The organism is Paenibacillus sp. 1781tsa1, from assembly GCF_024159265.1.
Classification (GTDB): Bacteria; Bacillota; Bacilli; order Paenibacillales; family Paenibacillaceae; genus Paenibacillus.
Genome location: NZ_JAMYWY010000001.1, coordinates 3,408,795 through 3,431,190 on the forward strand (window position 1 = coordinate 3,408,795; position 22,396 = coordinate 3,431,190).

General features: G+C 42.8%; 18 protein-coding genes. 14 read left to right on the forward strand and 4 right to left on the reverse strand.

From position 1 onward, the window contains the following. Positions 1-9 precede the first annotated feature (9 nt). The 9 genes from NKT06_RS15135 (at position 10) to NKT06_RS15175 (ending at position 9,858) form a co-directional block, all read left to right on the forward strand. Positions 10-1,950, forward strand: coding sequence for a glycoside hydrolase family 127 protein (locus NKT06_RS15135; protein WP_253435855.1), 1,941 nt, complete (start codon positions 10-12; stop codon positions 1,948-1,950). Between the two features lie 332 nt (positions 1,951-2,282). Beyond that, on the forward strand, positions 2,283-3,023 hold the full coding sequence (gene map, locus NKT06_RS15140; protein ID WP_253435859.1) for a type I methionyl aminopeptidase: 741 nt from the start codon (positions 2,283-2,285) through the stop codon (positions 3,021-3,023). Between the two features lie 165 nt (positions 3,024-3,188). Further along, positions 3,189-4,427 (forward strand): DUF418 domain-containing protein, encoded by a 1,239-nt coding sequence (locus NKT06_RS15145; protein WP_253435862.1) that lies wholly within the window; start codon positions 3,189-3,191, stop codon positions 4,425-4,427. A gap of 578 nt (positions 4,428-5,005) precedes the next feature. Then, on the forward strand, positions 5,006-5,887 hold the full coding sequence (locus tag NKT06_RS15150; RefSeq protein ID WP_253435865.1) for a phosphotransferase family protein: 882 nt from the start codon (positions 5,006-5,008) through the stop codon (positions 5,885-5,887). Between the two features lie 59 nt (positions 5,888-5,946). Further along, complete coding sequence (locus NKT06_RS15155) at positions 5,947-6,555, forward strand: class I SAM-dependent methyltransferase (protein ID WP_367399895.1); 609 nt, start codon at positions 5,947-5,949, stop codon at positions 6,553-6,555. A gap of 319 nt (positions 6,556-6,874) precedes the next feature. Continuing rightward, entirely contained in the window at positions 6,875-7,111 is a 237-nt protein-coding gene (locus NKT06_RS15160) for a ribbon-helix-helix protein, CopG family (protein WP_253435871.1), read from the forward strand. Between the two features lie 27 nt (positions 7,112-7,138). Continuing rightward, the gene (gene dnaN / locus NKT06_RS15165) at positions 7,139-8,263 is read left to right on the forward strand and encodes a DNA polymerase III subunit beta (protein ID WP_253435875.1); all 1,125 of its coding nucleotides are present in this window, start codon (positions 7,139-7,141) and stop codon (positions 8,261-8,263) included. 108 nt (positions 8,264-8,371) lie between these two features. Beyond that, positions 8,372-9,226, forward strand: a complete 855-nt coding sequence (locus tag NKT06_RS15170) for an AraC family transcriptional regulator (protein WP_253435878.1) — start codon at positions 8,372-8,374, stop codon at positions 9,224-9,226. Positions 9,227-9,408: 182 nt separating this feature from the next. Further along, the gene (locus NKT06_RS15175) at positions 9,409-9,858 is read left to right on the forward strand and encodes a GNAT family N-acetyltransferase (RefSeq protein WP_253435881.1); all 450 of its coding nucleotides are present in this window, start codon (positions 9,409-9,411) and stop codon (positions 9,856-9,858) included. Between the two features lie 103 nt (positions 9,859-9,961). On the opposite strand, the gene NKT06_RS15180 is transcribed toward NKT06_RS15175, so the two are convergent. Continuing rightward, entirely contained in the window at positions 9,962-11,311 is a 1,350-nt protein-coding gene (locus NKT06_RS15180; protein ID WP_253435884.1) for a response regulator transcription factor, read from the reverse strand. Then, positions 11,311-13,020 (reverse strand): sensor histidine kinase, encoded by a 1,710-nt coding sequence (locus NKT06_RS15185; RefSeq protein WP_253435888.1) that lies wholly within the window; start codon positions 13,018-13,020, stop codon positions 11,311-11,313. The genes NKT06_RS15180 and NKT06_RS15185 overlap by 1 nt, the downstream gene beginning before the upstream one ends. A 408-nt stretch (positions 13,021-13,428) precedes the next feature. Here NKT06_RS15185 and NKT06_RS15190 point away from each other — a divergent pair, with 408 nt between their 5' ends. The 5 genes from NKT06_RS15190 (at position 13,429) to NKT06_RS15210 (ending at position 19,580) form a co-directional block, all read left to right on the forward strand. Further along, complete coding sequence (locus NKT06_RS15190; RefSeq protein ID WP_253435891.1) at positions 13,429-14,223, forward strand: ABC transporter permease; 795 nt, start codon at positions 13,429-13,431, stop codon at positions 14,221-14,223. Positions 14,224-14,241: 18 nt separating this feature from the next. Then, positions 14,242-15,111, forward strand: a complete 870-nt coding sequence (locus NKT06_RS15195; protein ID WP_017688372.1) for a carbohydrate ABC transporter permease — start codon at positions 14,242-14,244, stop codon at positions 15,109-15,111. 24 nt (positions 15,112-15,135) lie between these two features. Next, entirely contained in the window at positions 15,136-16,821 is a 1,686-nt protein-coding gene (locus NKT06_RS15200) for a type 2 periplasmic-binding domain-containing protein (protein WP_253435894.1), read from the forward strand. 71 nt (positions 16,822-16,892) lie between these two features. Then, complete coding sequence (locus tag NKT06_RS15205) at positions 16,893-18,608, forward strand: discoidin domain-containing protein (RefSeq protein WP_253435899.1); 1,716 nt, start codon at positions 16,893-16,895, stop codon at positions 18,606-18,608. A 30-nt stretch (positions 18,609-18,638) separates the two neighbouring features. Further along, a complete protein-coding gene (locus tag NKT06_RS15210) occupies positions 18,639-19,580 on the forward strand; it encodes a family 43 glycosylhydrolase (protein ID WP_253435903.1) in 942 nt (313 codons plus the stop codon). A 77-nt stretch (positions 19,581-19,657) separates the two neighbouring features. Here NKT06_RS15210 and NKT06_RS15215 read toward each other — a convergent pair whose 3' ends face one another. Both NKT06_RS15215 and NKT06_RS15220 read right to left on the reverse strand, forming a co-directional pair. Then, positions 19,658-20,185 carry a DinB family protein gene (locus tag NKT06_RS15215; protein ID WP_253435906.1) on the reverse strand — a complete coding sequence of 176 codons (528 nt, stop codon included), beginning with the start codon at positions 20,183-20,185 and terminating at the stop codon, positions 19,658-19,660. Between the two features lie 141 nt (positions 20,186-20,326). Continuing rightward, positions 20,327-22,348, reverse strand: coding sequence for an ATP-dependent DNA helicase (locus NKT06_RS15220; RefSeq protein WP_253435909.1), 2,022 nt, complete (start codon positions 22,346-22,348; stop codon positions 20,327-20,329). Between the last annotated feature and the right edge of the window lie 48 nt (positions 22,349-22,396).

Consider the following 22,396-nt stretch of genomic DNA (forward strand, 5'->3'; position numbering starts at 1 on the left):
GTGTGTATAATGGGACAAAAGCAAATCGTAATTCAAGACCAATTCTGGAATACATATTCCGATCTTGTACGAGAAACAGTCATTCCCTATCAATGGGAAGCTCTGAACGACAGGGTGGAGGATGCTGAACCTAGTCATGCCATTCGAAATTTCCGTATTGCTGCTGGCTTGGAGCAAGGAGAGTTTGGCGGGTGGGTATTTCAGGATAGTGATCTCTACAAGTGGTTGGAAGCCGTTGCTTATTCGCTCCGTCATCACCCCGATCCGAGGTTGGAGCAGATCGCCGATGATTCTATTGAATTGATCGCTCAAGCTCAACATGACAGTGGTTATCTGAATACCTATTTCACAATTCAGGAACCTGGGAAGCAATGGACCAATCTTTACGAAGCGCATGAGCTATATTGTGCAGGTCATCTAATTGAAGCCGCAGTTGCGTATTATCAGGCGACAGGCAAGCGTAAATTACTGGACATCTCTTGCCGATTCGCTGATCTGATTGATCGTATGTTCGGACCCAAGCCCGGACAGATAAGAGCTTACTGCGGGCATCAGGAAATTGAGTTAGCATTGGTCAAACTGCATACCATTACAGGTGAAGAGCGTTATCTGAATCTTAGTCGGTTCTTCATAGATGAACGTGGCAAACAGCCGAATTATTTTATCGAGGAGTGGGAACGTGGTAACCGGACAAACATCTGGTCCCATGGAACGCCTAATCTGGAAACGTATCAATCTCATCTTCCTGTTCGTGAGCAAAAAGTAGCGGTTGGACACTCTGTTCGGGCAGTTTACATGTACACAGCGATGGCTGATCTTGCGAGACTAACAGGTGACGACGGGCTGAGGGAGGCCTGTGAACAACTCTGGTCGAATACAACAGGCAAACAAATGTACATTACCGGCGGCATTGGTTCGACACATCTCGGGGAAGCTTTTACGTTTGACTACGATCTTCCGAATGATTCCGTATACGCAGAGACCTGCGCTTCCATTGGCTTGATTTTCTGGGCGCGCCGCATGCTTCAATTGGAAGCGAAAAGTGAATATGCGGATGTTATGGAGCGAGCGCTGTACAACAATGTTCTCGGTAGCATGTCTAAGGATGGGAAACATTTCTTCTATGTCAATCCACTTGAGGTATGGCCAGAAGCAAGTCTTAAAAATCCGGATAAACATCACGTCAAACCCGTCCGACAAAAATGGTTCGGTTGCTCCTGTTGTCCTCCCAATGTTGCAAGGTTAATAAGTTCGTTAGATGATTATATATACGATATATCAGAAGATGAGAGAACGATCTATACTCATTTGTATATCGGAAGCAAAGCTTCCTTCCAACTTGCCGACACCACAATAACATTACATCAACACTCTGAGCTGCCTTGGAACGGTCATGTTGAATTCTCGGTTCAGCTTCCTCAGAAAGGCGAACCTGTAGAGTTTGAACTTGCGCTACGTATACCGAATTGGTTCCAGGACGGACAGCCAATGTTGAAAATAAATGGTGAATGGGAAAACTTTCATGTTGAGAATGGGTACGCAAAAATAAAGCGCAGTTGGTCAGATGGAAATACAGTAGAGTGGCTGCTTCCGGTTAGGCCAAAGTTAATTGCTGCACACCCATCCATTCGGGCAGATGCTGGCAAAGTAGCCATTCAACGCGGCCCACTCGTTTATTGTATCGAAGAAGCAGACAATGGAGCACCGCTCACTTCAATCGCGTTGGCTGCGGGGCCACAATTAACGGAGTATACTGATCCAGATCTACTAGGTGGTTGTGTCATCGTAGAAGGCGACGGTCTAGTGACTGACGACAGCGATTTATGGTTAGACGGGATGCCGTACCGTTCTTATATTAAGCAGAGAAAGGCTGTACGTTTCAAGGCCATTCCATATTATTTATGGGGGAATCGCCAAGCTGGTGAGATGAGCGTATGGCTCCGATATTAAAGAGGACGTAGGATCACTGGAGGCTTTTTTCGCAGTCACTCGCCAAATAAGCATAATAGAAAAAACGAAGGCATTTACCTTCGTTTTTTCTATTTTGATGAACTCCACCGACTAGTCACTCTTATAAAACTGAATTTATGTGACGATCGTGACTCATGACATTTGGATGCTGCTAACCGTGGCGATATTCAAGTTCTGACAGACATAATCAACAAGTTCAGAGAAACTGATAAGTGAGCAACTACAGCCCCATATTGATAAAAAAAGTTGCGAAGCTATGCTGCTTTGGATATGATTAATCAATTGATGATAAAGATAGTGAGGTAGAAAAAATGATCGCAAGAACAGAAGAAGACTTTAATGGTTTGAAAGAAATCGGAAAAATTGTTGGTGCTATTCGAGATGAATTGGTTCAAAAAACCATCCCAGGCGTAACAACTAAAGAACTTGATGATTTGGCAGGAGAGCTTTTTGAGAAAGCTGGCGCAGTGTCTGCTCCAAAAAGTGAATATAATTTCCCGGGATTTACTTGTATTAGTGTTAATGAAGAAGTGGCACATGGTATTCCGGGAGAGCGGGTTATTCAAGAAGGGGACATCGTGAATATTGATGTGTCTGGCTCCAAGAACAGCTATTTTGCAGATACGGGAATTTCGTTTGTTGTAGGCGAAGGTGAAGAAGTATTAACGAAAATATGCGACGTTGTTAAACTGGCATTCGAAGCAGGACTTAAGAAAGCAAAACCGGGCTCCAAAAAAAGTGGAATAGGAAAAGCGGTATTCCAAACGGCCAGACAGCATGGACTAACGGTTATTAAAAACCTTACAGGACATGGTGTTGGACGTGCGATACACGAAGCACCTGACCACATCTACAATTATAATGATCCATCGGATGATGAATTGTTAAAAGAAGGCATGGTTATTGCATTCGAGCCATTTGTCTCAACTTCAGAAGAAGAAGTATTCCAGACCGGAGACGGCTGGACCTTTGCTACTAAAAACAGCCATGTAGCTCAAATTGAACATACGATTATTCTTACTAAAAATGGTCCAATTATTGTTACTCAATAAGGTTGTGCAAACTGAAGTCGCTAAATTTAGCGACTTTTTTTGTTTTATTGGTACGTTATAACAGATTGTAATATATACGTTTGCTTATTAATTTATGTTGAAATTATGGAAGGATTTAACGTATATTTAGGATCTGATCTTTATGTTATAGACAGAGGTGATTGATTGAGCACATCCAAACAGCGCGTTCAATTCATTGATGGACTGCGCGGATTCAGTCTGGCCGGCATTGTGCTGGCGAATATGCTGGCTTTCCAATACGGAATATATGGCCAGAGTAAACCCCAACTGTTCGGAATCGGGGGAGCAGACCAGGTTTTCCTCTCATTCCTGATGATCACTGTGGTGGGCAGTTTTATGCCGATTTTTGCATTTATGTTTGGCTTCGGAATGATTAAGCTATCGGAAAGCCTAAAATCACGAGATTTACGACCAAAGTGTCATCTGGCACGCCGTTTTCTCCTACTGTTTGGAATCGGACTACTGCACATCATCTATCTATGGGAAGGGGATATCCTGACGTTTTATGGCGTACTCGGTTTCTTCCTGCTCATGTTCCTAAATCGAAAACCCAAGACGCTGCTTATTGGGGCGTCACTGCTACTCATCGGAGCGGGGATACTTGGTCTCCCGGCATCCAATCCGATGAACCCCCTGGCTGCTGAGTCCATTCATATGGAGAACTACATCATTCAAAGTCAGGATGTATACGGTAGCGGCACATACCAGGAAATCAGAGATTTTAGCAACAATGGCGATCCATTCGGTGGGGAGTTGGAGGTGTCATACGTCCTGCTAGCTCTGGTGTTAGCCCCACTCATGACGATACCGATGTTCCTGCTCGGCATGTATGCTGCCAGAATGGGGACGTTTAGCGATCCCCGGGCGATGCGACGTATCTATCTTCGCCGTGCCTCGTTATTGATTCCAATTGGTTTGATACTCAAAGCATACGGCGTATTGACGCCACAATTCGGTGCAGAAGGCTGGCCGGGCATCGGTATCGGGGGGACACTGGGAGGAGCGTTACTTTCACTTGGATACATATACGCATTTGCAATGTTGTATGCGGGAAGACGTCGTTCATGTCTAATGTGCAGGTTTGAGGCGGTCGGACGTCTCTCACTGACGAATTATCTGATGCAGAGCGTAATCTGTACGACAATTTTCTATGGATATGGCCTGGGACTGTTTGGAAGTGCTGGCGTGTTTATCGGATCAATGATTGCACTTGCTGTCTACGGCGTTCAATTGTGGCTCAGTCCGCTATATCTTAAGAAATTTAGCCATGGGCCAGTCGAGTATGTTCTCCGGATTTGGACATATCTGTCCTGGAATGGGCAGCCAAGAAAGAAGAAAAGAACGAACTTAACTACGGATGAAAATGCACCCAGTGTCCAGTAAGCATACAAATTGTCATCGCGAAACGCTAAAAGAAGCCCGTTCTGATAAAAGAAACGGCTTCTTTATGCCGTAGCGATTTATGCTGTTAATTTTGAGTGATTATATTACCTTTATTTGTTATACTCACTGAAGAATAAGAAATGTCCCTAATGTTTCCTATTAAGATTTAGTAGTTTATATAGATTCAACATAGCAACTCCAATACATAAGCTAACTATTATAGTGCGGGCAGTGGTAAGGTAATGCGAAATGAAAAATGAAGCATGTACATTCAATTTTTTCCACTCAGACTTGAAAGGATCGTTATTGTGCTAAAAATAATTAATTTTCTTCTTTTTTTGCTGATCATTTGGGTAGTCATCTTTTATCCTTTTCGTTTTGTATGGTTTGAAGGAGTAAAACAGATTCCCGCAGATCTTCATGGTGTTTATTTACTTTTCTTGTTCTTTGGATATCTGATCATTTCATCTGCTATGGGACTTATGCTTGGCAAGATGTTTTTCAAACGAAAAGAACAGTAATGATGGATAAGAATAATCTGCTTTGATCCATGTATTCTCCAAAACAGGAGGCGATATATGAATACCATTCTCAAAGTTATAGAAAAACTAAAGTTAAATGTCTTACATATTGAAGATGTTCCAGAGTCATTCAGTTCTGATGTATACAAACTTACTCTTGTCTGTGGAGAAAACGTGTTTGTGAAAATCCCATTTAATAAGGATAAACTATTCCGTGAATTTGAGATCCTCGAACAATTAAAGGGTGTAATACCTGTTCCAAAGATATTGGACGTTTGGTATGGGGATGAAAGTGCAACTGGAGCATTGCTGCTTTCAGCAATTGAAGGTATGCCTTGTACAGGAGAGATTGATGAGAAACTTTCTTATCAGATTGGCGTGTATCATGCTATGCTCCATGAGGTTAAAACCCCTGGGTATGGTTATCATGTAACCGATGGTTTTAAGTTCCTTGACCAAAATGATTGGAGATTACATATTAGAAGTAATTTTGAAAAGTGGAAAGAGCCCTGTCAAGAAATTCTTGACTCAGAATTGTATGAGAGATGTGTTCATCACTTTGATGAAGTTTTCTCTGCTTTACCCCATCCTGACGGACCATGCATTGTTCACATGGATTTTAGACCAGGTAATATATTGGTGAATGGTAACGAAGTTACTGGCATTATTGATTTTGAGAGCGCTCGTAGTGGTTCCTCGGAAATAGATTTCACAAAGGTTAATCGATATATCTGGAAAGTCAATCCGAGAACAAAGATTCCGTTCATTAAAGGTTATCAATCGATTCGACCTATGGTGGCTCTGGAAAGAGTGCTGCCATTTTACGATATGTACGATGCTTTCAGCGCAGTTGTTTGGTGTAAAAACAGAGGACTTGAAAAAAATCATGCGTTCCTTCAAGAGAATATTCTTATTCTAAGGAATTCGGTAGGTTTCTGAACAGAGTAATAGCTAATCCCCTTGCACAGCTTAAAAAACATAAGCCGTATTTTGAACAGATTGCCGGGAAAAGGATTGCTAACCTTTGTGGTTCAAACGGAAGAAAAGCAGTCCCAATAGCATTGTTAGGGGCAGATGTAACTGTATTCGATATATCTGAGGAAAATAAAAAATATGCTCTAGAACTGTCAGATGCCGCCAATGTGTCTATTCAATATGTGGTTACTGATATTTATGATATAGATATAGAAAAGTATGGTGGTCATTTTGACATGTTATATTTGGAAGGCGGAATTTTACACTATTTCAATGACATTGAAAATTTCATGTCGCTACTGTTCTCGTTACTTAAGGATGATGGTGTAATGGTTCTGAGTGACTTTCATCCTTTAAGAAAATGTCTCGTTTCCTCTAATACTCCAATCGAATACTCTATCCAAGCAAACTACTTTGACGAAGAATTACATAATGGCGATGTAGCATATAAACATTATTTCGATCAAGATGAACAACAGGACTTTCCAGATGTTTCGATTAGGCTGTATACCCTTAGCGAAATAATAAATTCCGTTATTACTACTGGCTTTAATATAAAGAAATTTGATGAGCACCGTGGTTGGGAAAATGAGAATATACCATGGGAATTTACAATTGTGGCTAATAAATAAATTGAAGCTTCATCCTTAGAAGAACCACTCCTTTGTCGGAGTGGCTTCTTTTTTATCATAGGTAATAATTAATCAGCACAAAGTTAGAAAATAAAATGGTTGGTTTAGACACCTTACCCTGGTTTATAAGCACCTTAAGCCTACCCAAGCGTGTGTCTCACAAAAGAAGATTTCCCATTTGATGATACAGAATATGATTCACAGCCGATCGGTCAGTGAATGGTTTGAAAATATTGTAAATCTATATAGAGCTATGATAAGATGAGAAGATATATATATGAATAAGGTTACCTAAATCAAATAGAGGGGCGTTATTATATTGAACAACAATAAGATTAAAGTTGGTGTCTCTAATAAAGAAGGCCAGTTAGGTTTTGTCTTTTCGAGAGGCGGCCTGCGAGAAGGTTCCGGGAGAAAGAGTATAGGTGTAACCAAAAAAATATCTTTAACTCTAACTGAGGACATGTGGGGGGAAATTGAAAACCATTGCACAGAGCATAAACTTTCTCGTTCGGAAGCTATACGTAACATCATTGAGTCCTTCTATACAAAATAATTTTTTTATTCGAGGTAGGTGAGGTCTTTGCTGGTAGAGATAACAAAAGATTCTCTTATGAATGCCATACAATATGTGATAAAGGCAGTAGCAGCAAATAGTTCGATACCTATTCTTCAAGGAATACATATTCAAGCAGGTGCAGATGGCGTTACTTTTAGGGCAAGTAATACAAGTATGACGATACAGTCTATGATTGCGCAAGATGGTGTTTCTCTGACTGTAAAAAGAACAGGGGCTATCGTTATACCATCGCGTTATTTTCACGAGATTATTCGTAAATTTAATGATGACAAGGTTAGACTTGAAATTAAAGAGCCAATGATTCTTTTGATTGTATCCGGTCATTCTCAATTACGTTTATGCGGAATGGATCCTTCAGAGTTCCCATCCATGGATCATGGAGAGGCATTCCCTCTTATCAAAATGCGCATACATACTGCCTTATTTCGTTCAACTATTAAACAGCTAGCGATCGTAGCTTCAACGTCCGATACCAGCCCCATACTAACAGGAGTTTCGTTGGAATTCCGTAATGATTGTCTAAACCTAATTGCTACAGACGGAGTGCGGCTTGCATACCGAGCCTTAAATTTAGAAGATGCTGCCAACAACAGTGTGAACGTTATTATTCCAGCGAAAAATCTCTATGAATTGTCGAAAATGTTAAATAAAGCAGATGAAACGACTGAAATTGAAGTGATTAACAATCGAGTTAATTTCACGACAAATGGACTGAAAGTGGAGTCGGCTCTTATTGAAGGAACGTTCCCATCCATGATGAATGTAATTCCTCAATCGTATATGTGTGAAATCTCAGTTGATAAAGCATGTTTGTTAAAAGCGGTTGAATGTGTAACTGTAATGGCAAGTGCACATGTGATCAAACTAGTAGCTAATGCAGACACATTAAAACTATTGTCCAAAACAGCCGATGTTGGAGAGATTCAGAATGAAATTCCAATATTAGAGATGCGTGGGGAAGAATTTATGATATCACTTAATGGGAAGTTCTTTTTCGATATACTTCGAAACATGGATTGCGCGAGTGTACGAATAAGATTCGCAGGGAAAACCAGTCCTATCGTTGTACTTCCAGATAATACGCTCATGTCTAGTTTGTTCTTGATCACTCCAGTGATGACCCGGTGACCGTATCATATATAAGAGCAAGCTTTCACCTGACTTTTTCGTGCAGAAATTGCAAGGTATTCATTATTTATTTCCCATAAAATTACCTTGAAGGGAGGGACTACTACGATGGATTGGTTGGATAGGATGAATGGGGCCATGGAATATATCGAAACAAATCTAGCGGACACTATTTCATTTGATGAAATAGCACAGCGAGCCTTTTGCTCTACCTATCATTTTCAAAGAATGTTTCCATTTATTACTGGGGTATCGTTATCGGAGTACATTCGACGTCGACGGTTGACATTGGCGGCATTTGAATTGCAGACAACAAGCACAAAGGTTATTGATGTAGCTATGAAATATGGATATGAATCGCCAGAGGCGTTTGCACGGGCCTTTAAGAATCTTCATGGTATTATGCCTACATCTGCACGCGATACAGGCGTTTCGCTAAAAGCCTATCCTCGAATGTCCTTTCATATTTCAATAAAAGGGGATGTCGAAATGAATTACCGTATTGAGCAAAGAGATTCTTTTGAGATGTTTGGAGTATATGGAATTATAAATGCAGACCAGAAAACAGCGTTCACTGAAGTACCTCAATTCCGTATAAAATGCGATGATGATGGCAGCGTTGATCATATGAATGACTTACTTGGACGTTTTGGTGATACCATGCTACACGCTGCCCTTTATGATCATACGAAAGAATCTTTCAAATACATGATCTGTTATCATGTACCTAAGGGGCTTGAAATTCCGGAGAGATTCACAAAACTTGCTGTCCCACCATTAACGTGGGCGGTTTTCCCGGAGCCGCAAAGTGATATGCAAAAACTATGGGTACGAATTTATTCTGAGTGGTTTCCGACATCTGAATACGAACAGATTGAGGGCCCTACTTTCGAAATGTATTATGGAATGGCACGACATGGGAATGTTTCAGGTGAGATCTGGATACCCGTGAAGAAAAAGTAACGCTTTTATATGAGCGAAATGCAGGGGTTAACGAAGAAGACAACGGAGAAATTAAGATTATCATATAGGTCATCCCCACAAAGGATGGCCTTATAACTTGCCATTACAGACCGCGACTAGAACCTTATCACCAATAGTCATAGGGGAGATTGTCCGATTAATTTATCTTGAGGGGGGTTAGCATGAATATTAAAATACGAGAAATTATATCCGAAGATTATGCTGAAGTTGTTATTTTATGGAATGATGTACTTGAAATTCATAATGTTAATGATGCAAACTTCCGAGTGACTGTGGAAGAGATGAATAAGGCAGGGAATTACAAAACATTTGTCGCACTAATAGATAATGATGTCGTCGGTTTTGTAACAATTGTACAGTCATTATCTGTAGGCGTTCCAATGGGTTATCTACATATTCAAGCTCTTGCTGTTAAAAGGGAGCTGCAAAATAGAGGAATAGGTACAAAACTACTAAGACAGACTGAAATTTATGCTAAAGAACGGGGAATATCAAGTATTATTTTATGTAGTGGAATGAAGCGAACCAACGCCCATGCTTTTTATGAACATAACGGCTATGACAGAGATTCATATTGCTTTGATAAGATGATCGACCTAACTCAAGGTTAAACGGCACTAAATAGGCCCAACTCACTCTGTAAGTACAAGAGTAGGATGTTGGGCTTTTTCGGTACTGCATTGCACATATCATTATGTAACTTATCATACGGAGTCATTGATGGATCATATTTCTGCGGTACTGGTAGGGCGTAACTCCGTATTCCACTTTGAACAACTGGATAAAATATTGATTTTTTTTGTAACCGACCATTTGCGCGATATCGTGGACACGGAGTTCCGAATCTTGAAGCAGTTGAGAAGCTTTCTCCAGCCTCTTCCTTGAAATGTAGTTTGACACATTTTCGCCCGTCTCCTGTTTAAACAGTTTGGAAAAGTAGACCGGATGGAGATGTGCAACTTTGCCCAGTTCATCCAGGCTAAGTCCATGTGACAGATGGTCTTCGATATACGTTTGCACTTTGTCGATGATGGTTTGAATGGACATCTGTTTGTTGTTTCGGATTCGACTGACCCGATTCATGAGAGTTGACGATAGTTCATCAGGATGCCGTAACTGGTTGAATATCCAATCCACGGTCTCAGAGGTATCACGATCCTTATCCGTCAGATATACATATCGAATGGTTTCCATGAGAAATATTATTTTTTGCTTTTGGAGACAGATTTGATCATATTTTTTTAGGATATTTCCGGCAGACTCCCAATCGCCGCATGATGGGGAATGGCTGAATATGCCAGTGAAGTCTTCTGAGTGTACAGCCTCATTCAGGAAGAACCTGTAGAATATCTGTCGGGTCATGTTTCGATCAGTCAACAAAAATGGAGGAGAGACGACCGATTGCTCCAGTTTGATAGTCAGTTCTCCAGCAGACTCTTCCGGTATAAAAGCAATCAGTCGGGTTCCAGCAGCCCATACGAGACGATCCAATTTGTCTCCGACAACATATTTTATAACGCTCTCATGTTCTTGTGTGAAACCCTCCAGATTGAGAAAGCAAAAGTGGCGTCCCCCTAAAAATTTTGTATAAGCCTCATACTCCTTATTTAATGTCTCGTTATGACCAAGCAGCGATAGCAGGAACTCCAATCCATTGAAGTTCTCCCATGCGATAGATTGAGCGGGCCGTGTCTTAGTAATATGCGTGATGGCCTTGGACATGGCTTTCTCCACATCATCTTTGTCGACAGGTTTGAGCAGGTAGTCGAGTGCACCCAGGCGAATCCCTTGTTGCGCATATTCAAACTCGGAGTAACCGGAGAGGATGATAACTTTGGTTGACAAGCCATGTTGGTGGATATGTTGAAGCAGATCAATACCAGAGACTTCAGGCATTCGGATGTCAGTAATCAGAATATCGATGTGGTTTAGAGTCAGTATGTCCCTTGCTTCAATCGAATTGGTCATCGTCTCGATCTGATCTATGCCAAAGGTGTTCCAATCGAGTAAGTGCTTCATATACTCAACGACATAATGTCCGTCATCCACAATTAATAATCGCATTAGTTATCTCCTTTCACCTCGGGAATGCTGATGAGCAGCAGGACGGACAAGCCGCCCCAATCATTAGTAGTAAAATGTAACCCGCTGAGTTCGCCGTACGTATTTTTCAGACGTCGATTTACATTCCAGAGCCCTACGCCTTTAATTCCTTCAGGCGGGGTATCACTCTCAAGCCGAGCCTCCAGGCTGCGGAGATCATCCAGCGAAAGACCTTTCCCATCATCGGAGACCTTGATCGTGATCGCAGCCTCTGTCTGTTTTACAGCAATTTTCACCCGATGGGCACCTTGTTGTGCTTCAATTCCATGTTGAATCGCATTTTCAACCACGGGCTGGATAATCAGCGGCATGAGGGAAAGGGAGGCCAGCTCTGGCGGAAGATTAATGCTGTACTCCATTTTTTTACTGAGCGCCATAATAATCAGGAAATGTTCCGCAAACTGAAGCTCGCTTTCCAGCGTGACTTCATGCCGATCCAACTTGGTTAGATAACGATAATATTCAGCTAGATGTTTGCTCATGCGCATGACCGAATCAGGTGAAAACTGGGCCACCGACATGATGAAAAACAAACTGTTGTACAAAAAATGAGGATTGATCTGAGCCTGGAGTTGTTGAAGTTCCGCACTTCGTCTGAGTTCCGTTTCGGTCTTCAAGGATACGAACAGATCCTGGATCTCGGTAACCATATGATTAAAACTTCTAAACAGGCTGTAAAACTCTCTATCCGTATTTTCGGTAATACGTGTGTTGTGATTGCCTTGTTCAACCTGTGAAAACTTTCGCTCCAACAAACGAATATTACGGTAATAGTTCCGGTAAAACGTAAAGATCACAACCAAACCAAGCGTAAAAACGGCTAAAATACTGGCAAAGAAAACTCTGCGATTGCGATCAAGCGGTTGCAGGAAATCATTCGTCTGTGTATATGTAATCAGGTAGGCGTCGATTGATTCAATGTATCGTGAAAGAACATAGTAATCGTCCGAATTGGTGTGATAATCATATTTTAAAGTGACCTCCGGCTGTGGAGAAACCATATCAGTAACCGCTTTCAAAAGTTCATTATCAACTTCTTTTTCACTCCATAACTGATCAGCGTTAAACAGAAATAGTGCGTTTGAGCTGTCATTGTTTACAGCCTTTTTCAGCAGATTTTTCAAATAATCGGTATTCAGCTTTACACCAACGACGTACTGAGTCGGTTCATTTTGTCCGGATTTTTGGATGTAAGGATAGAGGGCAAAGTAATACAAGCTATTGCCGATGATTTGCCATCCTCGTTGATGAACCTCCTTAAATGGAAGCCTTGCCTCCGGCGTATTGTTCGTGGACAGAAACGTTTCTTCAGACTTCCAGTAGATGCCAATGGACTCGATGGAGCGACTGGATAGAAGCGTTTGCCGCAAGCGATCAACGATATCGTTTTTCTTCATTTGGGAATCGTAATTGCTCAGCTCGATAACATGCCTCTGATAAAACCGGACATCACTGTCAGCTGCATACTGAACCCCATACATATTTGCCTCGTACATAACTCCGTCAAGAATGCCTTTCACATAATCAAGCTGGTTTTTGGAAGCGCCTATCAGATTTTCTTCCAGTGTCTTGGAACTCAATCGATTCATTACGAAAAACAAACTCAACGTTAGCAACAGAAAAAAAACAAAGAAATAGATGAATCGTTTCATATACATTTTTCTGATCATATGTGGTTCCTTTCATATCACCAAACGTAGCAGTTCAAACTCCAGATCGGATTAACCTTAATATAAGCCAAACCTTTGAAAAGCGGAAGGGCAGCATCCGCGATATATGAAAGCGGTTTTAAATTGCTTCAGGTCGGGGTGATGATCTTGAAATTTTGGCATTTTGGAATGAAAGCGCTTTTGTTAAGCTTATCTTCAAGGATCGCTTTCGAAAAAGCCATCATAGAGGAGGTATGCAACATTAACGAAACTGTGCCCGCCAGATCCCCGAAAAAAACAAAAACAAAGATTCCCCAGCGATCTTCATTAAAAAAAGAACTTAAGAAAAGCTGGCCTTTGTACGTACTGTGTATTCCCGCTTTTGTGTTTGTCTGCATCTTTTCTTATGGCCCGATGGTAGGTTTGCTCATGGCATTTCAGGACTACAAACCATGGCTTGGCATCGGAGGTTCCCGGTGGATCGGATTAGATAATTTTGAACGAATTTTCCAGTACAAAGAAGCCACACAAGCGATCGTGAATACGCTGATTATCGCCGTTTCCAAAATTATTGTCGGTATTATCGTTCCGATCGTCATGGCTATTCTGCTGAGTGAGATCCGAAATATGGGCATTAAGAAAAGTGTACAGACACTGGTGTATCTGCCGCATTTCTTGTCCTGGGTTACTGTGGCAGGATTGATGATCGACATTCTCGGATTAGACGGAGGAATCAATCACATCTTGACCCGAATTTTCGGAAACGATCCCATTTACTTCTTGGGTGATCCTGATCTGTTTCGATTCACAGTTGTCATCAGCGACGTGTGGAAGAGCTTTGGCTTCGGCATGATTGTTTATTTGGCTACCATTGCCGGGATCAATCCTTCTTATTACGAAGCGGCAGAGATTGATGGGGCCACACGCCGGCAGCAAATTCGATACGTCACTTTACCAAGCATGTTGCCCATGATCATCGTCATTTCTACGCTGAGTCTAGGCAATATTCTGGACGCAGGCTTTGATCAAGTATTCAATCTGTACAACCCGCTTGTCTACAGTACAGGAGATATCATTGATACCTATGTCTACCGTTCATCCTTGTTAAACGGGCAATACGGGTTCGGGACCGCTGTCGGACTGTTCAAATCGGGAATCAGCTTGATTTTGATCGTTGTCTCCTACAGGCTGGCCTATAAATATGCCAATTACAAAATATTCTAACAAGGAGGGAGAGGGATCATGTACCATAAGACGACAGGCTATAGAGTATTCTCCTATTTTAATTACGCGTTCATGATACTGGCTGGTCTGGCGTGTTTTCTACCACTGCTTCATCTATTGGCACAATCGCTCAGCAGCAAAGCGGCCATTAGTGGGAATATGGTGTCATTTTGGCCGGTCGGATTCAACGTGGATGCCTATGTAAAAACGTTCAACAATTCCAATTTCAACGGTGCCATGCTGACATCCATTACTCGAACCGTGTTGGGTACGACCATCAGCATGTTTATCCTTACCTGCGCAGGATATGCCCTGTCCAAAGAATTTCGAGGACGCAACGTGCTCATGTGGTTTTTTATCTTTACCATGCTCTTCTCGGGGGGCTTGATACCTTCTTACATATTGATCACAGCCCTTGGATTAAAAGACACGATATGGGCTCTTGTGCTGCCAGGTGCTTTCGGTGCTTATAACCTGATTCTTCTCGTCAATTTTTTCAAAACGATTCCCAAAGCCTTGGAAGAGGCGGCATTCATTGATGGAGCGTCCTTCTTCGTCATCCTCAGCAAAATATATTTACCATTATCCCTTCCTGGCATAGCGACCGTATCCTTGTTCATTATGGTGGGTCACTGGAACTCCTGGTTTGACGGGATTTTGTACATGTCGGATGCGAGCAAGTATCCGCTGGCTTCGTTCCTGCAGACCGTTGTCGTGCAGAGCAACATGCAGAACATGGCGATGAGCCAGTCCGAGGTGGCAGCCATGTCGGAGCAAAGTATCAAGGCAGCTCAAATTTTTGTCAGCACGCTCCCGATCATTTTGGTTTATCCTTTTTTGCAGCGTTATTTCGTGAAGGGGATTGTACTGGGAGCTGTCAAAGAATAGTTAGAGTAAAGGGGACATGAATCCATGAAGAATAGAAATGATTTATGGAAAATGGTAAGTATGGTTATGCTGTCGGCTGTTCTTATGGCTGGCTGTAGCAAAGGGGAGAGTGCTTCCGAGACCGCACCGGCATCGGTGCTGAAGGACGGTAAATATGATCCGCCATTTACGATCACCATCGCCAAACAACAGGATGAAAACGCCGGAAAGTACATCAACGGTGAGACGTTGAATGACAATGTGTTGACCCGTTGGGGCGAACAAAATCTGGGCATCAAGATCCAAACCACCCTGCTGGGCGGGGATGCTTCCCAGTATAATACCAAGCTGCGGCTGGCGTTGACGGGTTCGGAAAAACTGCCAGACGTTCTACCCGTCTATGATACCATGCTGGTCAATGATCTGATCGAGTCGGGGCAGGTCAAGGAAATTACAGAAGACATCTCGACATACATGCCTGATCGGCTTAAAGAAATATACAAACAATACCCGACCACCTTCAATCCAGTGGTTAGGGATGGTAAGGTGTACGGGATGGCCATCGCGCCCAATCTGACGGAAGGCGAAGTCATGTTGATCCGCCAGGACTGGCTGGACCAGTTGAATTTGAAAGCGCCAACAACGATTGAGGAGTTTGAACAAGTCATCGCGGCGTTCAGCAATGAGGACCCGGATGGGAACGGCAAGAAAGACACATACGGCTTTACATTTTCGGGTAAAGATTCCTACAACACGGGCTGGGTCAGCGATCCGGTCATGATTTTCAGCGCATACACGGGTAAACATCTTCCAAGGCAATGGCATAACAATAACGGCAAACTCACCTATGGATCTGTGGCTGCTGGCAACAAAGAGGCACTTGCCAAGTTACGCGATTGGTACGCAAAAGGATTTTTGAACAAAGAATTGGCTACCCAAGGGGCCTGGGACGCACTGTCCGATTTTACGGAGGGGAAAGCTGGCATCATCATTGGTCGTCCTTGGCTTTACGACAGTGTGAAGGACGTAGAGAAAAATGTAGAGGGTGCAAAAATCAGTGCTTATCCGACCATTCAAGGTGTGAACGGTGATAAGACCTATCAGTCAGCCCAATTGAACGATGGTGTGTTCATGTTTAACAAGGACTTTCAGAACATGGAAGCCTTCTTCCTATACTACGATAAAATGTACGACGCGGCGTTCAGCACGGGTGATTTTAAATACGGCTACGCTCAGGGATACGATTACGATATCGTCAACGATGAAGTCACTTTTGATCCAACAAAATTTAATAAGCCATTAGAGGCTATACAAGGCGTTGGGAAAATGGCATTTACCAAAAATACACCGAGTGTTGATGGTCCCGGCCAATCGTACTACGATCTGGCGAACGGAGTTAAAGCCGACACGGGTGTCCTCATTCAAAGTGCTTCAAAGGACCAAACGACCCAGGACGGATACCGGATTTCGTATGAGAACAGGGATGTTTTATTACCAAATGAGTTTAATGGTCCACCAACACCAACGATGCAAAATGTGTGGGAACAGTTGACCACCATGGAACAAGAAACTTTCACCAAAATCATATATGGCAATGAGCCGCTTGAGGCATTTGATACCTTTGTTAAACAGTGGCACGAAAAAGGCGGAGACACCGTTATCGAAGAAGTGAATGATTGGTACAACCAAGCCAGCGAGACCGATGTAATGACACTGATGAATTTGAAATAAAGTCTAGTTTCACCTGGACCAGCCTTCCGGCAACAGGGAGTTGGTTTCCTAAAAAAAGGAGATGATGAGACATGATCAAAGGTAAATCGTGGATGGCTATCGTCATTGCATTGATGCTGTTAACAGTTCATTTAACGTCCTCCGTTCAAACTGTTCACGCTGCTAGTGAAGAGACCAAGATTGCTGCAACGCTGTTTGTGTTGAAAAATGAATCCGAAGTATCCAATGCCAAAATCCATTGGGCACCTGTCCAGGGAGCGACTGCATACGAATTGTACAGATCCGAGAACAATGCACCTTATACATTATTACAGACCTTAACCGGTATAACGACGGATGATTACGAGCTCAACTTGGGTAACACGTATAAATATCAAGTGAAGGCATATGGCGGGACTTCCTTGTTAACCTCTGCGATCTCGCCAGAATACATCCCTTACAGTCTTCCAGAAAACCTCACAACTTTTGATAACACAACGCAATCCACTCTGATGCTCCCGAATGAACTTAAAGTGGGGGATACCTACTATAGGTTTAACTTTGTACAAAAGTCATCAGGCGGTTTTGGCGAAATGATTCAACAGACGTCAACGGATGACATCACATACGGTAACGACAAAGTGGTGCTTTCCTACACGGATCACCCCGATCTGGCGAATTCCAAATTTGAAGGGATTAATATTCTATACCATGCGCCCACGAATAAGTTTGTTTTTTGGGCTCACTATGAAAACAGCACAGACTACACACTTGCCAGGGTATCTGTGGCTTCAGCCACGCCTGGAGAAGACTTTACATTTCACAAAAGCTTTCGACCCGAAGGGAACGAGTCCAGAGATATCTCCATTTTCAAAGATGACGATGACTCAGCTTATCTGATCTCTACCGCCAATAATAATTCGGACACGATTCTGTATAAGTTAACCTCTGATTGGCTGGATGTGGATTATCAAGTTTCTGTTATATATGAAAATCAACACAGGGAACTGCCCAAGCTGATCAAAAAGGATGGCATTTATTATTTGTTCTCTTCCCAAGCAGCAGGTTGGTATCCGAGCATACCTTTATATTCATCATCAACAAGCATAGACGGAGATTGGTCTGAATTACGGACGATTGGCAACACGTCGACCTTCTCGGCGCAATCTGGTTCCGTTATGCGGGTGAAGCCAGATACGGGCAACAACGTAGTTATGGTTGCGTATCGCTGGATGTTCGGCTGGGCAGGTACGCAAAATGGAACAACAGAGGAACGATTGCTTCCCGTGTGGTTCTCCGATGGTTATGCATTTTATGATTATTTTGATCAAGTTCTGTACAACACAAGCGATGACACTCTAGTTCCAGTTCAAAATGGAAAACTCCTGTCACAAGGTAAACCGGCAACAGCGCAAACGGCTACCGGAACGAACCCGGCAAGTTATGCTAATGATGGTAACTATCAAACCGAATGGGTGGCCACAGGCAGTTCCTGGCCACATTGGTGGAAGGTCGATCTTGGCTCCGTTCAACAATTGAGTAATGTGCAGATCTCTTGGTGGATGCAAAAAGGCTCTGAAGGATTTTACAAATATAAAATAGAGACCAGCGTGGATAATGTAAACTGGGCCGTGGCGTTGGATCGAACCAATAATACATCTTATGGTTTCACCTCAGATGCTCTATCGAACACTACCGCCAGGTACGTACGGATTAATATGTTAAATGCGACGCTCCATAACAACCCTAACAACTGGTACACCCCAAGGCTGTGGGAAGTGAAGGTATTTGGATCGGACACCAATTAACGATGTTCTTAAAAGAAGAGAGGTAACGGTGTGAATAATCAATTAACCAATGGTGGCACCTGGAATGATACAAGCGGTCAGCCGATCCACGCCCATGGTGGACATATGTTATTCCATGACGATTATTATTACTGGTATGGCGAAGATCGAAGAGAGGATATATATGTTAGTTGTTATCGTTCCAAGGATCTATTCAACTGGGAGTTTAGGAACCATATCATTACGATCTCTACTCCAGTGGCATCCATTCGAGTTCGTACGAATCTGAATTTAATGAGTGACAAAGGCGGAAAGGTAAATCTCGAACGGCCTAAAGTGCTGTTCAACGCGGTGACCAAGAAGTTCGTACTTTGGGTTCACTATGAGAATGGAGATAATTATAACGATGCTGCATGCGCCATCGCCACCTCGGATTATCCGGATAGCCATTTTGTTTATCATGGAAGCTTTAATCCCTATGGGTATATGTCGCGTGACTGCACACTCTTTCAGGACGATGACGGAACGGCATATTTTATTTCGGCTGCAAGAGACAATGCGGACCTTCATATCTATCGACTACAGGAAGATTATCTTAATGTGGAACGTCTTGTCGGAAAGTTGTGGCAGGGGGAATATCGGGAGGCACCGGCTGTCTTCAAGCGGAACGGGAAGTATTATATGATGAGTTCATTTTGCACCGGTTGGGAACCCAATCAAGGGAAGTACGCGATAGCTAATACGATGGATGGTCCATGGGGAATGCTCAGCGATTTTGGGGATGAAACGACGTATCGAACCCAGCCAGCGTTTGTACTGAAGCGATCCGAGCAGGAGTACCTGTACTTTGCGGATCGCTGGAACGGATCGGACTACTTTCAGTCCAGCTATGTGGTACTGCCCATTGAGTTCAATGGGGACATTCCCATTCTAAAGGATTATGCCACGTTATCTTTGCGAGAGGAAGCACATCTGATTCATTTTGAACGATAATTTGAACGATAAAACGACTGATGAGAAAAGACTTTGATACTACGAAAATGTAGGTTCAAAGTCTTCTTGCATGAATTTTATAATTTCAAATCGATTGAATAGCGATCGCGAAGTACGGATAAATGGTGGAGCTCATGTCCAGCCATAACATATGCTATCGATCGAGCTGAAGCAGGATTATCATTGACGATTCCTCTACAGAGCCAAGCTTCCGGTGTGAGGTGACGAAGCATAAGAATGGTAGAGCGGCGTGTGACGGCATATTCTTCATTTATATCAGCCATGGTATATGCATTGAAGGGGGCGCTCTGCATAAGTACGTCTTGATCGTAACCGGGATGATTCGTTTTGTCGCCTCTGGCGATACGAAGCAATCGGCTGCTCATAATGCGTTCGTTATCCAAAAGATGGCCCATGACCTCTTTCACGCTCCATTTACCTTCGGCATAACGATAATTGGCTTGCTCCTCTGTTAATGAAGAGAGCAAATTTTGTACGATGTTGGCCTGCTGCTCCAGCCTTTCGATGATGTTCCCATCAGGAACAAGCTGGATGTACCCTTCATAATAAGCTGCATACTCCTCTGTAGTTGGTCTTTCAACCATGGTAATGCCTCCTTTGGAATTCAAATCTATGAATAATATTCTAGCATATATCTTACAGCATGAAATTAGCCCTCCGCTTTATGAGCGGAAGGGCCTTCTCATGTGTTTTGAGCTGTTTTGTATCATTTGGTTGTACCACTTCTAATCCGCATGTCGTATCCCTTTATTTTGGACAAACTTCTCCAATACCTCAAAATCCTCCGTCACTTTTTTGAACGGCAAGGTCTCCAGCACTTGTTCCCGGTAAGTCTTTTTTGCCGCTGCGCTGAGACGGGAATCAAGTATGCTGAGTATACCAAGGTCAGTTTCACTACGTATTAAACGTCCCGTTCCTTGACGTAATCGGAGAAGCATATCCGGTACAAACACATCCATAAATGGATTCTCCGTTACGGATGCCTTATATTCATAAACAGGGTCTGAAGGAACTGGGAAGGGCAGACGGAAAATAATGACCTGTGACAGGTCAGAGCCCTCGATATTCACACCTTCCCAGAATACACCGGTACCCAGGAGTACTCCTTTGCTTTTCCTGAATTCGGCGATGACACTATCTTGGGAAGATCCCTCTTTTTGAACATGGACTGCCCATGTATTTTCATTACCCCTTGAAATCAATTTCTTGTGAATGTACTTCATGTCTTCTTTTGCTGAAAAAAGGACGATTGTTCTTCCCTGAGTTAAATTACAGAGTTGAACCAATTCCTTATAAGCTGCTTCAATATAGTTTTCGCGCTGGTCATGGTGGTAATATGGAACGTTGTTCGAGATGTACATCATGGCATGATTGGTGTAGTCAAAAGGGGAGGATTTGCGATCCATGAACTCCCCTCTGTAACCGAGGGAATGTGTCAAATATGAGTATTGTTCCTCTAGTGTATCTCCGCCTTGGCACAACGTCGCCGACGTTAGGATTACAGGCACCTTGTCATTAAATAAAGCGTATTTCAGAAATTGGCTTATATCTTTGGGACAGATGCTGATCGTGGCTACACCTAGGGGACTACTCGCCCATAAGAGATAGTTGTCTTCTGTTTCAGCCAAGACATGGATGAGTGTAATGAGCCCGTTGATGGCTTCAAAAGCATCATCTATTTCCCGCTCGTGGCGGGAGGTCAAAATGGAAAGGCGTAGACTGAAATCTTTCAGATGACCCAACGCTTGGTTCAACACTATTCCTTTGATCTCCGACACTTTGATTCGGTCGTTATCCTGCTTGGCATGGTGGAGCAGATCCACATTTACCTGTTTGAATATATGCTGGGCACATTTTTTAATAAAATTGGATTGTGAAAAGAGCCCCTTATCCCCGGACTGCTTCGTGAGCAGCTGCACCGTGGTATCCAGAACGCGGCAGATTCTCTTGTAAGTGAACTCCAGAGTTCTGGCGTCTCGAACTTTTGCTTCCAGATTATGCGCTTCATCAATGACGATCAGAGCAGGCTGTTCCGAGATGATGCTCTTCGTTCCTTCTTTTTTCTTCATCAAATCCCGTATGAGCAGATCCTGGTTCACGATAATAAAATCAATCTCGTGAGCTTTTGCATTCAATTTTGCTCTCATATCATAAAACAAACATGCATTTTTATGCTGGCAACGTTCAAATTTGCAATCATTCACAGAAACGTGGGACCATTCGGCATCACTTACTCCAGCTTTAATATCAGCTCGTTCATCAATCTCATAATCTAATATGCGCTGGGCAAGAGGAGACACGGAGGCGTTGGGATCATCAGACCTGATCCATTCCGCTGCCCTGCTTCGGCAAGCATATTGACCCATGCCTTTCCCCACGACGGAGCGAACCGTTGAAAATCCCAACCGACTGCCAATGATCCTTAAATCTTTATGTATCTGTTCCGAAAGCTGAATGGAGGATGTAGCTATAATGACAGGTTTCTGAGACATTTGATTCGTGAGCAGACTTGGTATCAGGTACGCAAAAGATTTGCCGATTCCGACACCAGCTTCAATCATGGCATGATGTCCATGGATATAAGCATCGGTGATATCGAGAGACATTTCTTGCTGTCCGATCCGCTCTCTAAGGCCGATTCGGGGGAACCGGTCATATATTCGGAAGATCGCGTTAACCAAAGAACGTTCGATTTCCTTTTGCGGTTCCCGTTGATTTACTTTATAGAGTTCATTTAACCAATTCATAACGATCGCCCCTCTTCCGAATGATGATCTTCTTGTACTGCATTTTGG